Raw genomic sequence first — 20,545 nt, 5'->3', positions numbered from 1 at the left:
GCCGCGCTCGCCGGGCAGGATCGGCGCCGCGGGCAGCCCGAGCCGGTCCAGGGCGCGGCGGGCGCAGTGGCGGGCCGTGGTGAACTCACGGCGCCGCTTGTCCACCGCGCGCGCGATGAAGGCCTCCTCCTCGGGGAAGAGGGTCGCGTCCGGCGGGTCCCCGAACGCCTCCTCGGCGGCCACCCACGGCGGCAGGATCTTCTCGATCATGGCACGGGCAGGATCTGGCGGAGCCGGCCGGGCGGCGTGGGGCGGGGCCGCCACTCACGCGGGTAGCCCAGGGAGACCTCCTCGAAGCGGACGCCGTCGTGCCAGGTGGTGCGGGGGATGTGGAGGTGGCCGTAGACGGCCGCGCAGGCGTTGAAGCGCAGGTGCCAGTCGGCGGTGCGCTCGGTGCCGCACCAGATCGCGAACTCCGGATGCCGCAGGACCAGAGTCGGCTCCCTGACCAGGGGATAGTGGTTGACCAGCACCGTCGGGACGCCCGGCGGGAGCTCGGCCAGGCGGCGTTCGGTCTCGGCGACCCTGGCGGCGCACCAGGCGTCCCGGGAGGCGTGGGGGTCCGGGTGGAGGAGGAACTCGTCCGTGCAGACCACGTCCTTGGCGTACGCGAGGGCGAGGGCCTCTTCCTTCGTCTCGGCGTCGGGGGTGCGGAAGGTGTAGTCGTACAGGACGAACAGCGGGACGATCACGGCGGGGCCGCCGGGGCCCGTCCAGGTCGGGTACGGGTCCTCCGGCGTGACCACGCCCAGGCTGCGGCAGACCTTCACCAGGTGCTGGTAGCGCTCCTCCCCGCGCAGCTGGACCGGGTCGGAGGGATGCGTCCACATCTCGTGGTTGCCCGGCACCCACACGACCTTCGCGAAGCGGCGGCTGAGCAGGGTCAGGGCCCATTCGAGGCCGGCGACCTCCTCCGACACGTCCCCGGCGACCAGCAGCCAGTCCGAGGGGTCGCCGGGCCGCAGGCCCTCGAGGATGCGCCTGTTCTCCGCGTATCCGATGTGCAGATCGCTGATGGCCAGCAGCGCGGTCATGCGCGGATCGTCTCCAGGGACTTGAGGATCGTCTCGGCCACGGCGGCGTTGTGGTCGCGGACGAAGAAGTGCCCGCCGGACAGGACGTGCAGCTCGAAGCCGCCGCTGGTGTGCGCCTCCCACGCCTGCGCCTCGGGCAGGCTCGTCAGGGGGTCGGCGTCGCCGGTCAGCGCGACGATCGGGCAGCCCACCGGCGCCCCGCCCGCGAACCGGTAGGTCTCGATCGCCCGGTAGTCGGCGCGGATCGTGGCCAGCACCATCGCCCGCAGCTCGGCGTCGTCCAGCACCGCCGCCTCGCTGCCGTTCAGCGCCTTCAGGTGCGCCACCAGCTCGTGGTCGTCGAGCAGGTGCAGCATGTCGTGGCGGACCCGGCTGGGCGCGCGCCGCCCCGACACGAACAACGCCGTGGGCCCGTGGTCGCCGAGGGCCAGGGCGGTCTCGAACGCGACGAGCGCCCCCATGCTGTGCCCGAAGAACGCCCGCGGCCGGCCGTCCCCGGGGCCCAGGACGTCGGCGATGCGGCCGGCCAGCAGCCGCAGGTCGTTGACGGGCGGCTCGTGGCGGCGCTCCTGCCTGCCGGGGTACTGGACGGCGACCAGCTCGGCGGCGGGCGCCAGCGCCGCCGCCAAGGGGTGGTAGAAGCCGGCCGAGCCTCCGGCGTGCGGGAAGCAGATCACCTGCGCGTCGCTGTGCGGCGACGGATGGGAGCGGTGCAGCCAGGGATTGGTCCTCGTCACGGCGTCTCTCCTTCGGTTCGGGGGACTCAGTTCGGGGACGGGGAGTCGCGGAACTCGGCGGCGACGGAACGGACATAGCGACCGTAACTGGAGGCGGAGAGCTCGCTGCCCAGCCGGTCGCAGGCCTCGGCGTCGATGAAGCCCATCCGGAGCGCGATCTCCTCCACGCAGGCGATGCGCACCCCCTGCCGCTGCTCCAGCACCTGGACGTACTGGCTGGCCTGGAGGATGGACTCCGGGGTCCCGGCGTCCAGCCAGGCGAACCCGCGCCCGAGGTCGACGAGCCGGGCCTTGCCGCGCGCCAGATAGGTACGGTTCACGTCGGTGATCTCCAGCTCGCCCCGGGCGGACGGCTGCAGGTTCTTGGCGATGTCCACCACGTCGTTGTCATAGAGGTACAGGCCGACGATCGCCCGGTTGGACCGGGGATTGATGGGTTTCTCCTCGATGGAGATGAGCCGGCCGTCGGCGTCGGTCTCGCCGATCCCGTAGCGTTCGGGGTCGCTCACCGGATAGCCGAACAGGACGCAGCCGTCCACCTCGGACGTGCTCTGCTGGAGGATGTCGAAGAACGAGTGGCCGTGGAAGATGTTGTCACCGAGCACGAGGGCCACCGAGTCGTCGCCGATGTGGTCGGCCCCGATGATGAAGGCGTCCGCCAGGCCGACCGGCTGGGACTGCTCCGCGTAAGTGATGTCGAGCCCCAGATGCGACCCGTCGCGCAGCAGGCGGGTCAGCTGGGGCAGGTCCGTGGGGGTCGAGATGATCAGGATGTCGGTGATGTTCGCCAGCATGAGCGCCGACAGCGGGTAATAGATCATTGGCTTGTCGTTCACCGGGAGAAGCTGCTTCGAGACGGCCAGGGTGAGCGGGTAGAGCCGGGTCCCGTGACCGCCCGCCAGAATGATGCCCTTCATGTCTGATTCCTTCGATGAAAACTCGTAAACGGAAATCAATCAGTGGGGGGTGAGTGTGATCCTGCTCGCGGCGTGCCGTTCCACCTGCGCGCGGCTGTAGAGAAGCGGGAAATACTCGCCCGACCTCCAGCGCTCCGCGAGATCCCGGTAGTGCGGGCTGCGCGGGTCGCCGGACTGGCCGGGCGCGTTCACGGCGCGGGAGTTGTCCCATCGGCCGACGTCCAGCACCATCTTGAACGAGGCCCCCGACGACTGCTGGAAGGTGGCCGGGCTGTAGGAGGACGCGTCCACCGTGTACGCCGACCCGCCCCGGGGGAAGGGACCCACGTCCGCCCCGACGGGGCTCGTGAACGCGGTGTACTGCAGCGCCCCCCACCTCCACGTGCCCGGGTCGGCGCCGAGCCGCCCGGCGACCTCGCGGTAGGCGGCGGCCAGCGACGTGTCCAGCAGCTCGTCCCGCGCGGCCTTCCCGCCGGAGCCGAACCAGCGGTCCGGGTGCTCCAGCGCGTCGACCAGCAGGCGGGCGTCGACGAAGGGGATGGAGTCCGCCACCTCCGGCGGCAGCACGGCGCGGCGGAAGGCCGGCCCGAGATGGCGCGAGAACCACGGCTCGAACAGCGCCGCCTCCGGCGAGTCCGCGTCCGCTACCCCGTCGTAGGAGCGGAGCAGCCGCAGCGCCCGCATGGTGTCCGGGTCCGTGCTCGTCAGGCCGTCGAGCAGGCGCACGATCCGCCGCGCGGGTGTGGACACCTTGTCGGCCTGCAGCCGGATGGAGTCCTCGACCGTGCCGCGCGGGCTCGCCGCGAGCACCTCGTCGATCCGCTGCCTGCGGTAGGGCGGGTCCCACTCGAACCCGATCTCGTCGGGGTGGTCCGCGGGGAGGTTGAACTCGTTCGCCGAGGCGACGAACCCCTGCCGCGGATTGTAGGAGCGGGGCAGGCGGGCTCCGTCGAGGAAGCCGTCCCACTCGTAGCGGCCGTCGCCCGGGACGGGCAGCAGGCCGTCGTAGCCGTCGCGCTTGGGGGTGAGGGCGCCGGGCACCCAGCCGATGTTGCCCGAGACGTCGGCGTACACCTGGTTCTCGGGAGGGCCGCCCCAGGTGCGCATGGCCGCCGAGAACTCCGTGAAGTCGCGGGCCCCCATGTACGTCATGCTGCCGAAGTAGGGGGACGTGCCGGGCTCCAGCCAGGTGGTGCGCACGGCGTACGCCAGATTGCGCTGCCGGTCGATCTTGATCACCGGGCCGTGCCGGGTGAAGGGGAGCTCCACGTCCACCGGCGCCGCGCCCGCGACCGGCACCCGCTCGGCCGTCGTCCTGAAGCGCTCCCAGCCGCCGCCGTACCGGTACCTGCCGGGGTCGGCGGGGTCGAGCTCGTAGACGTAGAGGTCCTCCTGGTCGGCGCCGAAGATGGTCAGGCCGAACGCGACGGTGCCGTTGTGCCCCATCGAGATCCCGGGGAGCGCGGGCTCACCGGCCCCGATGACGTCGAGCCCGGGGGCCGACAGATGGGCCATGTAGCGCAGCGAGGGCGCGGTCAGTGACCGGTGCGGGTCGCCGGCCAGGATGGGGCGGCCCGTGGCGGTGCGGCCCGGCGAGATCGCCCAGCTGTTGCTCCCCCCGGGGTCCGCGGGGGAGATGGGGGCCGGGCGTAAGGCGCCGTTCTCGAAGACCACGCCCCGCGTGGCCAGCTCGTACGTCCGCAGCACGTCCATGGGCACGGAGCAGGGGTCGAGCCCCTTGGGCACGGTGGTGGCGCGCTCGGGCTCCAGCCGCCACAGCGCCGCCGAGGCCTTGGCCCCGCCCGCGCAGACGACGAGCGAGCGCAGCACCTCGCTGTAGACGTTCTTGGCGATGCCGTGACTCCTGATCCGCACCACGTCCTCCGGCCGCCACAACGCGGGCGCGTACCCGAGCTGCCGGAACTCGGGCGGCAGCTGCTCCGGGTTCTGCCCGAGCCGGCGCACGTAGGCGTTGATGCCCTCGGTGAAGCGGGTCGCGGCCCGTTTCGCCCCGGGGCCGTAGCTCGCCCACTCCCGGTCCATGTCACCCCGGTAGAGGAACATCCGCGCCGCCTTGTCCTGCTCCACGTAGGCGGGGCCGAACACCGAGGAGAGCTCTCCCAGGCCGCGCCGCCGCCAGAGGTCGATCTGGAACAGCCGGTCCCTGGCGGCGTTGAAGCCCTGCGCGAGGAAGAGGTCGTCGGTGTTCCGGGCGTAGATGTGCGGCACTCCCCACCGGTCCACGATCAGCTCGACCGGCTGCTTGAGGCCGGGGACCCGCAGGGTCTCCGCGTCCTGCGGGCGGGCGGCGGCGGGCAGCGTCGTCAGCGCCAGGACGAGCCCGGCGGCCAGCGCCGTTCCGGCGCGCAGGCGTCTCCTCATGGCACAGCACCTCTCGTTCAACGCGGCTCATATGCTTTGAGGGGCTTCCACCAGTCGCGGTGCTCCAGATACCAGCGCACCGTCTCCGCCAGCCCCTCGGTGAACGGGACCCGCGGCGCGTAGCCCAGCTCCTTCTGGATCTTGCTGATGTCCACGGAGTAGCGGAAGTCGTGGCCCTTGCGGTCGGCCACCGGCCGGACCATCGACCAGTCCATGCCCATGATGTCCAGCACGCGCCTGGTCAACGTCAGGTTGCTCAGCTCGGTCCCGCCGCCGATGTTGTAGACCTCCCCGGCGCGTCCCGACTCCGCGACCAGCGCGATGCCGTCGCAGTGGTCGTCCACGTGCAGCCAGTCCCGCACGTTCGCGCCGTCGCCGTAAAGAGGCACCGGCAGCCCGTCCGCCAGGTTGGTGACGAACAGCGGGATGACCTTCTCCGGGAACTGGTAGGGGCCGTAGTTGTTGGAGCAGCGGGTCACGCACACGTCCAGCCCGTGCGTCCGGTGGTAGGCCAGGGCCAGCAGGTCGGAGGACGCCTTCGACGCCGAGTACGGGGAGTTCGGGCCGAGGGGATCGTCCTCCGAGAACGAGCCCTCCGGGGTGGAGCCGTAGACCTCGTCCGTGGAGACGTGCACGAACCTGCCGACCCCGGCCTCCAGCGCGCACTGCAGCAGCGCGTGGGTGCCGAGCACATTGGTCCGGACGAACTCCGCCGACCCCTCGATGGAGCGGTCGACATGCGACTCGGCGGCGAAATGGACGACCAGGTCCACCTTCTCCATCGTGTCCCGCACGAGCGGCACGCCGGCGATGTCCCCGTGGACGAACCGGAGCCGGGGGTCGTCGAGCACCTCCGCCAGATTCTCCAGGTTCCCCGCGTACGTCAGCTTGTCGAGCACCACGACCTCGGCCTCGGCCAGCGCCGGATAGTGCCCCTGGAACACCCTGTTGACGAAGTTCGACCCGATGAAACCGGCGCCACCCGTCACAAGAATGCGCATCCTCAGTCCTCTTCGTAGGCCCTGTCCGGTCCGCCCGGCGGCGACTTCCATGACAGGACGCGTGCGGCGGCATCGGCCAGTGAATTCCGGATATTTAGGGGGGACCGGCACCGGAAAAAGCTCTTCGGTCCCGTCCCGCCGTACATTTAGGGGCTGTTTAGGGGCTGACGGGACGGCACCCGGCCGTGCCTGCCGAAACCCGGTAGGGGTGGGGATAAGGGTTGGTGTGGGAGGGGTGCCCATGTAGCGTTCTTGCTGATGAGACCGGCCGAATTCAGCGCCGTCTCGGAAATTCCCGGAAGATCGGTCGCACCTGTGCCCACGGCTTGTGAGAGGTGGCGAACGTGCGAGAAAAGACCTCCTTTTCGGAATCAAATCTTTTTGAGGGCGGACGACGTTGCTGACTATCAGCCCCACCGGCTCCCCTGTCGTTCAGGAGGAGCGCGAGCGCGATTTTCGTGAACCTGCCGTCCGCCTGGCCCGGCTGCTGGACGCCGGCTCCGTCGTGCCGCTGCACGACAAGGACGCCAGCGGCGTGACCGCCGTGCGAGGGCGTGTCGCGGGAAGGGACGTGATCGCCTACTGCACCGACGCCCTCAAGATGGGCGGCGCGATGGGCGCGGAGGGCTGCCGCTGGGTCGTGGAGGCCATCGACGCGGCCGTGCTCGAAGGCGTTCCCGTGATCGGCCTGTGGCACTCCGGCGGGGCCAGGCTGGCCGACGGCGTCGAGTCGATGGACGGCGTCGGAAAGGTGTTCCGCGCGATGACCCGGGCCTCCGGCCGGGTGCCCCAGATCTCGGTCGTCCTCGGACCGGCCGCCGGAGCCGCCGCCTACGGGCCCGCGCTGACGGACGTCGTGATCATGTCGTCCGCCGCCCGCATGTTCGTGACCGGCCCCGACGTCGTACGCACCGTCACGGGCGAGCAGGTCGACATGGAGTCGCTCGGCGGCCCCGGCGCCCACGGCCGCAAGTCGGGCGTGGCGCACGTGGTCGTCGAGAACGAGGCGGAGGCGTACCTGACGGCACGGCGCTTCACCGAGCTCTTCAACGGCCCGCGCTCCTTCGACCCGGACCTGGCGAAGGACGGCGACGACCTCGGGGCGCTGCTGCCGGAGAACCCGCGCCGCGCCTACGACGTGCGGCCCCTGGTCCGCGAGCTCCTCGACGACGGCGCGTTCGAGGAGCTGCAGCCGCGCTGGGCGGCCAACGTCGTCATCGGGCTCGGCCGGCTCGCCGGCGGGACCGTCGGCGTCATCGCCAACAACCCCCTGCGCAAGGGCGGCTGCCTGGACTCGCTCAGCGCCGAGAAGGCCTCGCGGTTCGTCCGCATGTGCGACGCGTTCGGCATCCCGCTGGTCGTGCTCGTGGACGTGCCCGGCTACCTGCCCGGCGTCGGCCAGGAGTGGGACGGCGTGATCCGGCGCGGCGCCAAGCTCCTGCACGCGTTCGCCGAGGCGGTCGTGCCCAGGGTCACCCTCGTCACGCGCAAGTCGTACGGCGGCGCGTACATCGCGATGAACTCCCGCTGCCTCGGGGCGACGGCGGTCTTCGCCTGGCCCCAGGCAGAGGTCGCGGTGATGAGCGCGGAGGCCGCCGTGGGCGTCCTGCACCGCAAGCGGCTGGCCGCCGCCCCCGACGAGGACCGCGAGGCGCTGCGGCTGAGCCTCGTCGAGGAGCAGATCCGCACGGCCGGCGGCGTGGGACGGGCCCTCGCGCTGGGCGTCGTGGACGAGGTGGTCGAGCCCGAGCACACCCGGCGGAGGATCGCCGAGGCCCTGGCCGCGACGCCGGCTCGGCGCGGCGACCACGGCAACATCCCCCTCTGACCGCGCCCGGTGGTACTGAAGGGAAAGGCGTACTGGCAGTGGCCAAGCAATTCACGGGAATCCTGGGAACCGGTTCCTACCTGCCCAAGGAAGAGGTCGCCAACGAGGAGGTGGCGGCCAAGGCCGGCGTGACCGCGGAATGGATCCAGCGCAAGACCCAGATCTCCGCCCGCCGCCATGCCGCTCCCGACGAGGCCACCTCCGACCTCGCCGTCCGGGCCGCCAGGAACGCGCTGAGCCAGGCCCGCGTCGACATCGGCCGGATCGGCTACATCATCGTGTCCACCTCGACCGGCGACTCGCCCCAGCCGCCGACCTCGTACCTGGTCCAGGACGCGCTCGGCGGGCGCGGCGCCGCCTGCTTCGACATCAACGTCGTCTGCAGCGGTTTCGTGTACGCGCTGGCGCTGGCCGACAGCCTCGTCGCGCTCCGCCCCGACACCTACGCGCTCGTGGTGGCCGCGGACGTGTACTCGCGCATCCTCGACGCCACCGACCGCCGCACAGCCGTGCTCTTCGGGGACGGCGCCGGCGCGGCCGTCGTCGGCCCGGTGCCGGAACGCTCCGGGATCATCGGCTTCGACCTGACCAGCGACGGCGCGGCCAGCCAGCTCATCAGGGTCGACGCCGGAGGCAGCAGGCTTCCCGCCTCCCACGAGACGGTCGAGGCCGGCGACCACTACTTCCGCATGGACGGCCGCGGGGTCAGGAACTACGTGATGGAGCACGTGCCGCCCATCCTGGAGGGCCTGGTGAGCCGCGCCGGGTTCCGGCCGCAGGAGATCGACGTCTTCGTGCCGCACCAGGCGAACGGGGTCATGGTCACCGAACTGGTCGAACGCGTCGGTCTCACCGGCGCGCGCACCGCCCGGACGCTGGAGCGGTACGGAAACGTGGGCAGCGCCTCGGTCCCCGTGGCGCTCGACGAGGCGAACCGGTCGGGCCTCATCAAGGACGGCGATCTCGTCCTGCTCGCCGGGTTCGGCGGCGGCATGTCCATCGGGGCGTGCCTTCTTCACTGGTCGGCGCCGACGGTGCCGGTGTCACAGGAGGCGTGATGAGCGAGATGCGCAAGGTCGGCATCGTCGGGTGCGGCGTCATGGGCTCGGGCATCGCGGAGGCGTGCGCCCGCGCCGGGCTCGACGTGATCGTCGCCGTGTCCACGGAGGCGTCCCTCGCGCCCGCGCGGCGGCGCGTGACCGCGTGGCTCGACCGGGGCCTGCGCAGGGCCACGATCACCGAGGCCGAGCGGGACGCGGCGCTGGCCCGCGTCTCCTTCGTCACGGACCTCGCCGAGCTCGGCGACCGGCAGATCGTCTTCGAGGCCGTCCCCGAGAGCGAGTCGATCAAGCTCGACGTGCTGGGCGCGCTGGACAAGATCCTGGACGACCCGGACGCGATCCTCGCGTCGAACACCTCCTCCATCCCGATCATCCGGCTGGCGCGGGCCACCAGCCGGCCCGCCCAGGTGATCGGGGTGCACTTCTTCAACCCGATGCCCGCGCTCCCGCTGGTGGAGCTCATCGGGTCGCTGCTGACGGCGGACGAGACGTACGCGCGGGCGGAGTCGTTCGTCGCCGGGACGCTCGGCAAACAGGTGATCAGGTCGCAGGACCGCGCCGGTTTCGTGGTCAACGCGCTGCTCATCCCGTTCCTGCTGTCGGCCGTGCGGATGGTGGAGAGCGGGTTCGCCCGCGCCGACGTCGTCGATCAGGGCATGGTGCTGGGCTGCTCCCACCCGATGGGCCCGCTGAAGCTGGCCGACCTGATCGGCCTGGACACGGTGGCCTCGATCGCGGAGGCCCTCTACGAGGAGTTCAAGGAGCCGCTCTACACGCCCCCGCCGCTCCTGCTGCGCATGGTCGAGGGCGGCCTCCTGGGAAAGAAGACCGGCCGCGGATTCTACGAATACGCCTAGCGGCCGGCGGACATCACAGAAAGGTTTTCGGACATGCAGATCCGCCAGCTCAGGGTGGACGGCGCGTTCTTGATCCAGCCCAAGGTCTTCCATGACGACAGGGGCCTGTTCCTCGAGGCGTTCAGCCAGCCGGAGTTCCGGAAGGCGGTCGGCCACGAGCTCTCGGTCGCCCAGGTCAACTGCTCGGTGTCGCGGCGCGGGACCATCCGCGGCCTGCACGCCACCGCGCTGCCGGGCCAGGCGCGCTACATGACCTGCCCGCAGGGCGCCATCATCGACATCCTGGTCGACATCCGGGTCGGCTCGCCCACCTACGGCGAGCACGTCGCGGTCGAGCTGAGCGCGGAGAACCGCAACGCCCTCTACCTGGCCGAAGGGCTCGCCCACGGGTTCGCGCCGCTGACGGACCAGGCCACGGTCGTGTACCTGTGCTCCAGCACGTGGTCCCCCGGCACGTCGATCCAGATCGACCCCCTGGACCCGGAGCTGGCCCTGCCCTGGCCGCCCAAGCGCGACCTGCTGTCGGAGAAGGACCTCGCCGCCCCGTCCCTGCGCGAGGCCGAGAAGCTCGGGCTGCTGCCGGACTACTCCGCCTGCCGCGCCCGCTACGCCGAACTCGAGGACCCCGCCCTCGTCGGCTGACGACGGGCGAGACAGGCAAGGAGCACAGCCAATGATCCCGTTGTTCAAGGTGCCGATGTCCGACGAGGCGCCGGCCGCCGTCGCCGAGGTGGTCGGCAGCGGCCAGATCGGCCAGGGGGCCAAGGTCGTCGAGTTCGAGGCGGCGCTCGCCGCCAGGATCGGCAACCCCAGGGTGGCCACCGTCAACAGCGCCACCGCCGGGCTCCAGCTCGCGCTGCGCCTGGTCGCCGGCGACGACGACGGCCAGGGCGAGGTGCTGTCCACGCCGCTGACCATGGAGGCCACCAACTGGGCGATCCTGGCCAACCGGCTGCGGATCAAGTGGGTGGACGTCGACCCGGCCACCCTCAACGTCGACCTCGACGACCTGGCCAGGAAGATCACACCCAGGACCCGCGCCATCATGGTCGTGCACTTCGCCGGATACCCGGTGGACCTCGACCGGCTGGCCGCGATCCTCGACGACGCCGAGGCCGCGTTCGGCTCCCGGATCACCGTGATCGAGGACTGCGCGCACGCCTGGGGCGCGACCTACCGCGGCGCGCCGATCGGCACCCACGGCAACATCTCCGTCTTCAGCTTCCAGGCCATCAAGCACCTCACCACCGGCGACGGCGGCGCGCTCGCGCTGCCCACCGACGAGCTGCACGAGCGGGCCAGGCTGCTGCGCTGGTTCGGCATCGACCGCAGCGCCGACCGGCTGCGCAACCCGCCCGACGTGCCCGAGTGGGGCTACAAGTTCCACATGACGGACATCAACGCCTCGATCGGGCTGGCCAACCTGGCCAAGGCGGACGAGGTGGTGGCCAGGCACCGCGACAACGCCGCCTTCTACGACCGGGAGCTGGCCGGCGTCCCGGGGCTGGAGCTGACCGAACGCTCCGGCGACCGCCAGTCCTCCTTCTGGATCTACCCGATGAAGGTGGACGACCGGGACGGGTTCCTCAAGCGCATGGACGCGGCCGGGATCATGGCCAGCAACGTGCACGAGCGCAACGACCTGCACACCTGCGTGCGCGAGTACGCCGCCCTGCTCCCCGGCCTGGAGCGGGTCGCCAAGCGCGTGGTGTGCGTGCCGGTGGGCTGGTGGGTCACCGACGAGCAGCGCCGCCACATCGTGGACACCATCAAGGAGGGCTGGTGACCTCCGCCCCGCGGACCGCGATCGTCTTCCCCGGGATGGGGCCCGTCCAGTTCGCCGACGTCGCCGAATTCATGCGGGGCGATCCCGCGGCGCGGCGGCTGATCGCCGCCGCCGACGACGTCCTCGGCTACTCGCTGGTGGACCGCTTCCAGGAGTCCCGGAACGACTACAGCGAGGCCGCCCAGGTGGCGTTCATGGTGAACTGCGTGGCCCTCGCGGACTGGGCCGGGCGGACCCTGGGCGTGGAGCCGGTCGTGTGCGTCGGCCCGAGCTTCGGCGGCAAGGCGGCCGCGGCGTACTCGGGCGCCCTGTCCTTCGAGGACGCCGTGCGCATGACGGCCGGGCTGGCCCGCTGCACCGACGACTACTTCGCCCGCGAGCACCGGGACATCGTCACCCACTCCTTCGTGCGCACCCCGGAGCCCGGGCTGCGGGAGGTGCTGGCCGAGCTGGACGAGCGCGGCGAGTGGTACGACCTCTCCTGCTACATCGACCACGACTTCTACATGCTCTCCCTGGCGGAGCGGCAGGTGGAGTGGCTGCAGCGGCGGGTACGGGCCATCGGCGGGCTCCCGCTGTACACGATGCGCCCCCCGATGCACTCGGCCGCGTTCCAGGCGCTGCGGCAGCGGGCCGAGGAGGAGGTCCTCGACGGCCTCCGGTTTGCCGACCCGAGGCTGCCGGTGGTGGACGACCACGACGGCGCGCTGCTGACGACCGGGGACGGCGTGCGGACGATGCTGCTCGACGGCTTCGTACGGCCCCTGCGCTGGCCGGAGGTGGTGGCGGCGCTGCGGCGGCTGGAGGTCGCCAGGGTGTGCGTCTCCGGCCCGGACAGCCTGTTCGGCCGGGTGGCGGTCACCAGGGAGAACTTCGCGGTGACACCGGTGAACCCGAGACTGGCGATGATGCCCCGCCCGGCCTCGGTGGCCTAGCCCGGCATGCGACGAGGCCACGGCTCACCGGGTGATGAGCGCGTGGCCTCGTCGCGGGCGTCAGCCGGCGGTCTCGGAAATCCCGGTCAAGGTGTTCCACAACACGGCGGGGGTCTGGAAGGTCTCCGGGGTCAGCGCGTCGTCCCGGAATCGCACCCCGTACGTGTCCTCCAGGGCGCCCAGCAATTGCACGATGCCGAGCGAGTCGAGGCCGAAGTCCAGCAGCGCGACGTCCTCCCGGAGTTTCTCGTCGGCCGGGAGAAAAGGCAGGTGCTGGCGCAGGATCTCCTCGAAACGGTTGTCCCACATGGCGCGCGGATTCCTTTCTCAATCGAATTATCTGGACTTGACGTTATAGCCCGGAAACGCCGATGTCCACGGATTCGACAAAAGAATTTGACAAACATATTCGGACCTGGTGCCCGGAATAATTGCGGCCGGAGGAAACAATGACCGGAGAATGCAGCCCCGCCCTCTATGAATTCTTTCTGCGCGGTCTGGCGAAGTCGCCCGGCCGGGCGGCGTTCCGGGCCGGCGTGGACACCTTGACCTACGACCAGGTCTACCGGCTGGCCCTGCTGTGGGGCGGCGCGCTGCCGCGTACGTCACCCGCCGCCGTCGGGGTGCTCGCCGCCAAGGGGACCGTCTCCTACGTCGGGATCCTCGCCGGCCTCTTCGCCGGGGTGACCGTCGTGCCGCTGCAGCCGGACTTCCCGGCCGCGCGTACCAGGCAGATGATCGAGGCGGCCGGGGTGTCGGCGCTCATCGTGGACGAACGCGGGCGGAAGATCGCCGAGGAGCTGCTGGGCGAGGGCATGGACGTCGCCGTCCTCGCGCCCGACACCGACCCGATCGACCACGGGCTCGCCCTCCCGCGGCCCCGGCCGGTCGAGGCCGGCGACATCGCGTACGTGCTGTTCACCTCGGGTTCCACCGGGACGCCCAAGGGCGTGCCGATCACCCACGGCAACACCGCCCACTATTTCCGGTTCCTGGCCGGACGGTACGACTTCACCAGTGACGACGTCTTCTCCCAGACGTTCGACCTGACCTTCGACTGCGCCATGTTCGACCTGTTCTGCGCCTGGGGCGCCGGGGCGACGTCCGTGGCGGTGCCGCCGCACGCGTACCGGAACCTGCCGCGCTTCCTCGCCGAGCAGGGGATCACCGTGTGGTTCTCCACCCCCAGCGCGATCTCGATGGTGCGCAGGACCGGTGGTCTCGGCGCCGCCGCCATGCCGTTCCTGCGCTGGAGCTTCTTCGCCGGAGAGGCGCTGAAGGTCGCGGACGCCACCGACTGGCAGCGGGCCGCCCCCGCCTCCGTCCTGGAGAACCTGTACGGCCCGACCGAGCTGACCATCACCATCGTCGGTCACCGCTGGTCCCAGGAGACCTCGCCCGGACTGGGCGTCAACGGCCTGTCGCCGATCGGGTTCGTCAACGACGGCCACGACCACCTGCTGCTCGACGACGAGGGATGGCCGACCGGCACCGAGGGCGAGCTCTGGATCACCGGCCCGCAGACCACCCCCGGATACCTCGATCCCGAGCACGACCACGGCCGGTTCGTCGAGCGCGAGGGCCGCGTCTGGTACAACACCGGCGACCGGGTCCGGCGCGCGGCCAACGGCGAGCTCGTCTATCTCGGCCGGGGCGACGCCCAGGTCCAGGTGCAGGGCTGGCGCGTCGAGCTGGCCGAGATCGACCACGCCGTACGCGGCTGCGACGGCGTCGAGGACGCGGTGACGGTGAGCACCACGGCCGACGACGCCACCGCGCTCGTCGTCTTCTACACCGGAGCCCCCGCGCCGCCGGCCCGCTTCGCCGCCCAGCTCCGCAGGACGCTGCCGGCGGGCCTCATTCCCCGGCACTACCACCACCTGGACGAGCTGCCGCTGAACCCCAACCGCAAGGTCGACCGGGCCGGCCTGCGGGCCCGGGCCACGGAGCTGGTCGGCTGAGCTGGTCGGCTGAGCGCGGGGCGCCGGCCGGGCGGGGCCCAGCGGCGGCTGAGCGGGGCGGGGCTCAGCGGCTCCGCATCCCGCGGCGCAGTGAGAAGATCATGTCCTCGCGCATCTTCTTGGTGATCTCGGCGTGCGCGATCACGGACGCGCCGTGGAAGGTCCCCGGATACAGCACGAGCTCCGTCGCGACCCCCGCCTGGACGAGCCGCTGGGCGTACTCGATGCCCTCGTCGCGCAGCGGGTCGAACTCGCACACCACCACCAGCGCCGGAGGCAGGCCGGTGAGGTCGCCGGCCCGCATGGGCGCGGCGTAGGGGGACACGTCCGGTCCGCCCGGAGCCGGGCCGTCCTTGAGGTAATACCGCCACATGGCCTCGTTGTTGCGGCTGTTCCAGCTGGGGGTGTCGACGAAGTCCCGCATGGAGCGCGTCGTCATCCGGTCGTCCAGCACCGGCACGTCCAGGAACTGGAAGCAGATCTCCGGGCCGCCGCGGTCGCGGGCCAGCAGGGAGACCGCCGCGGAGAGGTTCCCGCCGGCGCTGTCGCCGCCGATCGCGATCCGCTCGGGGTCCACGCCGAGCTCCCCGGCCGCGGAGCGCAACCACGTCAGCGACGCGTACGTGTCCTCCAGCGCCCCGGGGAACGGGGTCTCGGGGGAGAGCCGGTAGTCGACCGACACCACGACGGCGCCGACCCGGTCGGCGATCTCCGTGCACCGCGCGTCGAACACCACTAAGTCGGAGGCCACGAATCCGCCCCCGTGCAGGTAGAGGAGCGCCGGCCGGGGCCGGTCCGCGGCGGGCGGCCGGTAGAGGCGTACCTTCACCGGGGGCGCGCCCCCGGGGCCGGGGACCTCGCGATCGCTGATGTCCACGGCCTGCTCGGGCGTGTAGTGCGGGAGCTTCTCGTGGAACGCCTGCTCTTCCTCCGGGGTGAGGGTGATCTCCCGGTTGACGACCTGGGAGAGTTCGACGTCGGGGATCATCGACGCCCACGGCGCGAGCTCTGAGTCGAGGTTGTAGCGCATGAGATCATCCTCCGCGCCGGGGCGGCGCCGGGTCATCCGCCGAATGGCCGCCGCCGGGCGGGTCCGCCCGGCCGAACGGCGGTGTTCATTTGGGCGGCGTCTATTGGGCGGCGCCTATTGCGCGGTGGCGCCGCCGTCGATGGCCAGTGCCGCGCCGGTGATGAAGGCCGCGTCGTCGCTGAGGAGGAACGCGACGAGCGCGGCGATCTCCTCGGGATGCGCCGCCCGTCCCGAGGGATTGGGCACCCGGGTCTCCAGCGGCCCGTCCAGCGGCGCTCCCAGCAGATTGCGGAGCAGCGGGGTGTCGACGTTGCCGGTGACCAGCGCGTTCACCCGTACACCCCGCTCGGCGTTCTCCAGGGCGACGGCCCTGGTCAGCCCGACCACACCGTGCTTGGCGGCCACGTACGGCGCCGCGCCCGGGATCCCGGCGCAGCCGTAGGTGGAGGCGTTGGTCACGATCGAGCCCCCGCCGGCGGCCAGGATCGCCGGGACCTGGTGCTTGAGCCCGTAGAAGACGCTGGTGAGGTTCTGCTCCAGGTCCGCCCGCCAGTGGGCCTCGTCCACGTCGGACACCAGCCCGGTCCCGTTCACGCCGCCGACGTTGTTGAACGCCCCGTCCAGCCGGCCGAACTCCGTGACCGCCGAGCGCACCACCCGTTCGGCGTCGGCCTCCACCGTGACGTCGGCCGGGACGAACAGCGCCCGGCCGCCCTTCGCCTGGATGTCGGCCGCCACCTGCGCGCCGACGTCCTCGCGCCGGGCCGCGATCACCACGGCGCCGCCCTCGGCGGCGACCCGTTCCGCGACGGCCTTCCCGATGCCGGAAGTCCCTCCTGTGATCACGACGACCTTGGAAGCCAGGTCAGCAGCCACGTCTCATCCTCCGCAAGCTAGTTGTCCGACGGTTCGCGGAACCGGTTGATCTGGTCGATGTGGCGGGCGCGGAACTCGGGGTCGTCGACGCCGAGACCGGGCCGCGGCGCCAGGCACAGGACCCCGACCTTGCCGCTGTGGGCGTTCGCGTGGACGCGGCGGGTCGCCACCCCGACCTCGTCGAGGTCGTAGACGGCGGACAGGGTGGGGTGGACCGCCCCCTTGGCGATGAGGCGGTTGGCCTCCCAGGCCTCCCGGTAGTTCGCGAAGTGGGTGCCGACGATCCGCTTCAGCGCCATCCACAGGTAGCGGTTGTCGTACTGGTGCTGGTAGCCGGAGGTGGAGGCGCAGGTGACGATCGTGCCGCCGCGGCGGGCCACGTACACGCTCGCGCCCATGGTCTCCCTGCCCGGGTGCTCGAAGACCACGTCGGGGTCGTCGCCGCCGGTCAGCTCCCGGATCCGCGCCCCGAACCGCTTCCACTCCTTGGGGTCGGGCGTCTCCGGGTCCTTCCAGAACCGGAAGCCCTCGTCGGCCCGGTTGATCACCAGCTCCGCGCCCTGGGCCCGGACCAGCTCGGCCTTGTGGTCGCTGGAGACCACGCAGACCGGGATCCCCCCGGCGCGCAGGACGAGCTGGGTGGCGTACGAGCCGAGCCCGCCCGCGGCCCCCCAGATGAGCACCACGTCGCCGATCTTGATCTGCGCGCCGTTGCGCGAGATGAGCTGGCGGTAGGCCGTGGAGTGCACCAGGCCGGAGGACGCCGACTCCTCCCAGGTCAGGTGGGCGGGCTTGGGCATGAGCTGGTTCGCCTTGACCAGGCTGAGCTGCGCGAGCCCGCCGTAGTTGGTCTCGTACCCCCAGATGCGCTGGTCGGGGTCGAGCATGCTGTCGTCGTGGCCGTCGGCCGAGGAGAGCTCGACCGACAGGCAGTGCGCCACGACCTTGTCACCGGCCTGCCACCGGTGGACGCCGGGGCCGGTCTTCAGCACGACGCCGGACATGTCCGAACCGAGCACGTGGAAGGGCTGGTCGTGGATCCCGGCCGACGGGACCGCCTTCGCGTAGCGCTTCAGGAAGCCGAACGTGTGCATCGGCTCGAAGATGGCGCTCCACACCGTGTTGTAGTTGATGCTGCTCGCCATCACCGCGACGAGCACCTCGCCCGGGCCGGGCTCCGGCGTGGGGACGTCGGACATGGTCAGCGACTTCGCGGGATCGCGGTTCTCGGCCGGGATGCCGCCGAACATGTCCACGTCGTCGTGGAGCACGACCGCCGCCCGGTAGCTCTCCGGGATCGGGAGGTTCCTGAGCTGCTCGGCGTCGTACTGCTCGGACAGGAGGATGTCTCTGATTTCCTTCATCGATTCTCCTTGGCGGGAGTTCGAGCGGGTGGGGGTCAAGGGCCGGCGACAGGACGCGCGGCCCGCCGGGGTCAGGACGCGCCGAGCTGGTCGTCCAGCGCGGCGAAGAGCTCCTCGTCGGAAAGGTCGTCGAGGTCCCGGTCGGCCTCCTCCGCCGCGCCGTTCACCCCTTCGGCCGCGTGCAGGATGGCCCGGAAGCGGTCGCTGATCTGCGCCCGGTCCCCGGCGGACAGGGCCTGCTCCCGTAGCAGCCGCTCCATCTCGTCGAGCTGGGCGAAGATCGAGCCGGACGGCGTCTCGGGCGCGAGCTTGTCCTGGACGAACCGGGCGAGGGCGATCGGGGTGGGATAGTCGAAGACCAGGGTGGCGGGGAGCTTCAGCCCGGTGGCCCGGCCCAGCCGGTTGCGCAGCTCCACCGCGGTCAGCGAGTCGAACCCGAGCTCGTTGAACGCCCGGTCCGGTTGTACCGGGTCGTCCGAGGTGTGTCCCAGCACCGCCGCGGCCTCACTGCGTACCAGGGACACCACCAGGCGCTCCCGCTTGGCCGGCGGCAGCTCCGCGAGTCGCGCCGCGAACGCTGTACCGTCGTCGCCCCCAGAGGCCGCCGGCGCTTCGAGCGCCCGCGCGAACTCGGGAACGGCGCTCACCAGGGGACGCGGCCGCGCCAGCGCGAAGGCGGGCGCGAAGCGCTCCCAGTCGATGTCGGTCACCACCAGGTGGCCCCCGCCGCTGCCGACCAGCTGGCCGATGGCCATCGCCGCCGCGTCGGGCGCCATCGGCCGCAGGCCGCTCCTGCCCAGCTGCTCCCCGGCGTCCTCCATCATCCCGCCGCCGCCCCAACCGCCCCAGGCGATCGAGGAGCCCGCGAGCCCGCGGATCCGCCGGCGCTGCGCCAGCCCGTCGAGGAACGCGTTGGCGGCGGCGTAGGAGGCCTGCCCGCTCGACCCCCACACGGCCGCGCCGGAGGAGAACATCACGAACGCCTCCAGTGGCCGGTCAGCCAGGGCCTCGTCCAGGTTGATCGCCCCGATGACCTTGGACCGGGCGAAGCCGGCGAAGTCCTCCAGCGTGGTGTCGGCCACGAGCACGTCGTCGTGCCCGACACCGGCCGCGTGCATCACCGCCGTCAGGTCGGGGATCGACTCCAGCAGGTCCCGTACCGCCGCCCGGTCGGCGACGTCGCAGGCGGCCACCGTGACGGCGGCGCCCAGCTCGGTCAGCTCGGCCTCGAGCTCCGCGACGCCCTCGGCGCCGCCTCCGCGGCGGCTGACCAGCACCAGGCGGTCGGCGCCCTCCCGGGCGAGCCACCGTGCCACGTTCGCGCCGACCCCGCTGGTGCCGCCGGTGACCAGCACCGTTCCGTTCGGCTTCCAGCTCCGCGCCCGGTCCGCGCCACCGTTCGGCGAGCGCACCATGCGGCGTGCCCGTACGACGCCTGCGCGGATCGCCACCTGGTCCTCGCCGCTCGTGCCCGCGAGCACCCCCTGGAGCAGCGCGATGTCGTCGGCTCCGGGGGCGGGGGGAAGGTCGACGATGCCGCCCCAGGTGTCCGGGTGGTCCACCGCGAGAACCGCGCCAAGCCCCCAGAGCGCAGTCTGGAACGGACTGACCCTCTCCACAGCCTCGCCTCCTCCGGCTCTCTCTCCTCCGGCTCTCTCTCCGCCGGCGCCGTCTTCGGTGGCGCTGTCTCCGGCCGCTCCGTCTCCGGCCGCTCCGTCTCCGGCCGCTCCGTCTCCGGTGGCCTCGTCCAGGGCGACCGCGCCGGACGTGGTCAGCCACAGGGGCGCGCTCACCTCCGCATCGGCCAGCGCCTGCACCAACGTGACGGTCGCCGCGGCGCCCCGGGACAGCGTCGGGTGCTCCTCGTGCGGCTCGTCGTCGAGCGGCAGGAGACAGAGCACACCGGTCAGCCCGGGCCGGGCCTGCGCACGTATGGCTTCAGCGAGTGCGGCGCGGTCCTCACCGCCGACCACCAGCGGATACACCCGGGCAGCCCGCGCGGACAGACCGTCCAGGACGTCCCGGACGATCCGGGGATCGCCGCCCGCGGCGGGCACGGCCACCAGCCACGCCGTACCGGTGATCCCCGCCGCGCTCGGCGCGCTCACCCCGCGCCACACCAGCTTGTAACGCCAGTCGTCGAGTACGGACCGCTTGCGCTCCGCGTCCCTCAGGGATGACAGGGCGGGAAGCACGGTCCTCAGGGCGTCCGCGTCCACCTTCAACCGGGTGGCCAGCGCCTCCGTCTCCTCCGACTCCAGCGCCTTCCAGAAACCGTCGTCCCGGGGGCCGTCCGACCCGTGCCCGTGGGACGACGGCTCCAGCCAGTAGTGGTGGTGTTGGAAGGGGTAGGTGGGCAGGTCGGTGGTGGTGGCGTGGGGGATGAGGGTGGTCCAGTTGGGGGTGGTGTTGGTGTTGTGGGTGTGGGTGGTGGCGATGGCGGTCAGGAGGGTGTGGGTTTCGGGGTGGTTTTTGCGGAGGGTGGGGGTGAAGTGGGTGCTGCTGCTGGTGGTGGTGTGGGTGGTGGGGGTGGGGGTGGTGGGGAGGTTGTGGGGGGCGATGGCGGTGAGGGTGGTGTCGGGTCCGATTTCGAGGTAGGTGGTGACGCCGGTGTGGTGGAGGTGGGTGATGGTGTTGGCGAATTGGACGGGTTGGCGGGCGTGGTGGGCCCAGTGGGTGGGGGTGAGGGTGTGGGTGGGGGTGGCGGTGGTGTTGGTGATGAGGGGGGTGTGGGCGGGGTGGTGGGTGAGGGTGTGGGCGAGGGTGTTGAGGGGGG

At 71.6% G+C, this 20,545-nt stretch carries 17 protein-coding genes and 1 pseudogene; 7 read left to right on the top strand and 11 right to left on the bottom strand.

Annotation, left to right across the window (positions count from 1 at the left end; translation table 11 throughout):
* The 6 genes and pseudogenes from ACWDX9_RS43760 to rfbB form a co-directional block, all read right to left on the bottom strand.
* Positions 1-210: pseudogene (locus ACWDX9_RS43760) on the bottom strand (4'-phosphopantetheinyl transferase); the annotation flags it as partial.
* Positions 207-1,034, bottom strand: a complete 828-nt coding sequence (locus ACWDX9_RS43755; protein ID WP_449965566.1) for a metallophosphoesterase family protein — start codon at positions 1,032-1,034, stop codon at positions 207-209. The gene ACWDX9_RS43755 and the pseudogene ACWDX9_RS43760, both read right to left, overlap by 4 nt.
* Positions 1,031-1,771, bottom strand: coding sequence for a thioesterase II family protein (locus tag ACWDX9_RS43750; protein WP_449965564.1), 741 nt, complete (start codon positions 1,769-1,771; stop codon positions 1,031-1,033). Before ACWDX9_RS43750 ends, ACWDX9_RS43755 begins: the two co-directional genes overlap by 4 nt.
* A gap of 26 nt (positions 1,772-1,797) precedes the next feature.
* Positions 1,798-2,688 carry a glucose-1-phosphate thymidylyltransferase RfbA gene (rfbA, locus tag ACWDX9_RS43745; RefSeq protein WP_449965561.1) on the bottom strand — a complete coding sequence of 297 codons (891 nt, stop codon included), beginning with the start codon at positions 2,686-2,688 and terminating at the stop codon, positions 1,798-1,800.
* A gap of 39 nt (positions 2,689-2,727) precedes the next feature.
* Positions 2,728-5,070: a penicillin acylase family protein gene (locus ACWDX9_RS43740; protein WP_449965558.1), complete on the bottom strand. Its 2,343-nt coding sequence runs from the start codon at positions 5,068-5,070 to the stop codon at positions 2,728-2,730.
* A 17-nt stretch (positions 5,071-5,087) separates the two neighbouring features.
* Complete coding sequence (gene rfbB / locus ACWDX9_RS43735; RefSeq protein WP_449965555.1) at positions 5,088-6,071, bottom strand: dTDP-glucose 4,6-dehydratase; 984 nt, start codon at positions 6,069-6,071, stop codon at positions 5,088-5,090.
* A gap of 400 nt (positions 6,072-6,471) precedes the next feature.
* Between rfbB and ACWDX9_RS43730 the strand changes: the two genes are divergently transcribed.
* Genes ACWDX9_RS43730 through ACWDX9_RS43705 form a run of 6 tightly spaced genes read left to right on the top strand, consistent with a single transcriptional unit; the run spans position 6,472 to position 12,538 of the window.
* On the top strand, positions 6,472-7,899 hold the full coding sequence (locus tag ACWDX9_RS43730) for an acyl-CoA carboxylase subunit beta (protein WP_449965569.1): 1,428 nt from the start codon (positions 6,472-6,474) through the stop codon (positions 7,897-7,899).
* Between the two features lie 38 nt (positions 7,900-7,937).
* The gene (locus ACWDX9_RS43725) at positions 7,938-8,957 is read left to right on the top strand and encodes a 3-oxoacyl-ACP synthase III family protein (RefSeq protein WP_449965552.1); all 1,020 of its coding nucleotides are present in this window, start codon (positions 7,938-7,940) and stop codon (positions 8,955-8,957) included.
* On the top strand, positions 8,957-9,817 hold the full coding sequence (locus ACWDX9_RS43720) for a 3-hydroxybutyryl-CoA dehydrogenase (protein WP_449965550.1): 861 nt from the start codon (positions 8,957-8,959) through the stop codon (positions 9,815-9,817). The genes ACWDX9_RS43725 and ACWDX9_RS43720 overlap by 1 nt, the downstream gene beginning before the upstream one ends.
* 33 nt (positions 9,818-9,850) lie before the next feature.
* A complete protein-coding gene (rfbC, locus tag ACWDX9_RS43715) occupies positions 9,851-10,459 on the top strand; it encodes a dTDP-4-dehydrorhamnose 3,5-epimerase (protein WP_449965547.1) in 609 nt (202 codons plus the stop codon).
* A gap of 31 nt (positions 10,460-10,490) precedes the next feature.
* On the top strand, positions 10,491-11,603 hold the full coding sequence (locus tag ACWDX9_RS43710; RefSeq protein WP_364267119.1) for a DegT/DnrJ/EryC1/StrS family aminotransferase: 1,113 nt from the start codon (positions 10,491-10,493) through the stop codon (positions 11,601-11,603).
* Complete coding sequence (locus ACWDX9_RS43705) at positions 11,600-12,538, top strand: ACP S-malonyltransferase (protein ID WP_449965544.1); 939 nt, start codon at positions 11,600-11,602, stop codon at positions 12,536-12,538. Before ACWDX9_RS43710 ends, ACWDX9_RS43705 begins: the two co-directional genes overlap by 4 nt.
* A 60-nt stretch (positions 12,539-12,598) precedes the next feature.
* Here ACWDX9_RS43705 and ACWDX9_RS43700 read toward each other — a convergent pair whose 3' ends face one another.
* A complete protein-coding gene (locus tag ACWDX9_RS43700; protein WP_350742997.1) occupies positions 12,599-12,847 on the bottom strand; it encodes an acyl carrier protein in 249 nt (82 codons plus the stop codon).
* Positions 12,848-12,987: 140 nt separating this feature from the next.
* Here ACWDX9_RS43700 and ACWDX9_RS43695 point away from each other — a divergent pair, with 140 nt between their 5' ends.
* Positions 12,988-14,499 (top strand): AMP-binding protein, encoded by a 1,512-nt coding sequence (locus tag ACWDX9_RS43695; protein WP_449965541.1) that lies wholly within the window; start codon positions 12,988-12,990, stop codon positions 14,497-14,499.
* Positions 14,500-14,563: 64 nt separating this feature from the next.
* Here ACWDX9_RS43695 and ACWDX9_RS43690 read toward each other — a convergent pair whose 3' ends face one another.
* The 4 genes from ACWDX9_RS43690 to ACWDX9_RS43675 all read right to left on the bottom strand — a co-directional run.
* Entirely contained in the window at positions 14,564-15,565 is a 1,002-nt protein-coding gene (locus ACWDX9_RS43690) for an alpha/beta hydrolase (RefSeq protein WP_449965539.1), read from the bottom strand.
* Between the two features lie 78 nt (positions 15,566-15,643).
* Complete coding sequence (locus ACWDX9_RS43685) at positions 15,644-16,405, bottom strand: SDR family NAD(P)-dependent oxidoreductase (RefSeq protein ID WP_449965536.1); 762 nt, start codon at positions 16,403-16,405, stop codon at positions 15,644-15,646.
* A gap of 17 nt (positions 16,406-16,422) precedes the next feature.
* A complete protein-coding gene (gene ccrA / locus ACWDX9_RS43680; RefSeq protein ID WP_449965534.1) occupies positions 16,423-17,769 on the bottom strand; it encodes a crotonyl-CoA carboxylase/reductase in 1,347 nt (448 codons plus the stop codon).
* A 71-nt stretch (positions 17,770-17,840) separates the two neighbouring features.
* Positions 17,841-20,545: SDR family NAD(P)-dependent oxidoreductase (locus tag ACWDX9_RS43675; RefSeq protein WP_449965532.1), on the bottom strand; the 2,705-nt coding region annotated here is incomplete at its 5' end.

It is taken from the genome of Nonomuraea sp. NPDC003201 (assembly GCF_053590415.1).
The sequence above is the reverse complement of the archived record's forward strand: the minus strand, read 5'-3'. Positions and strand labels throughout refer to the sequence as shown.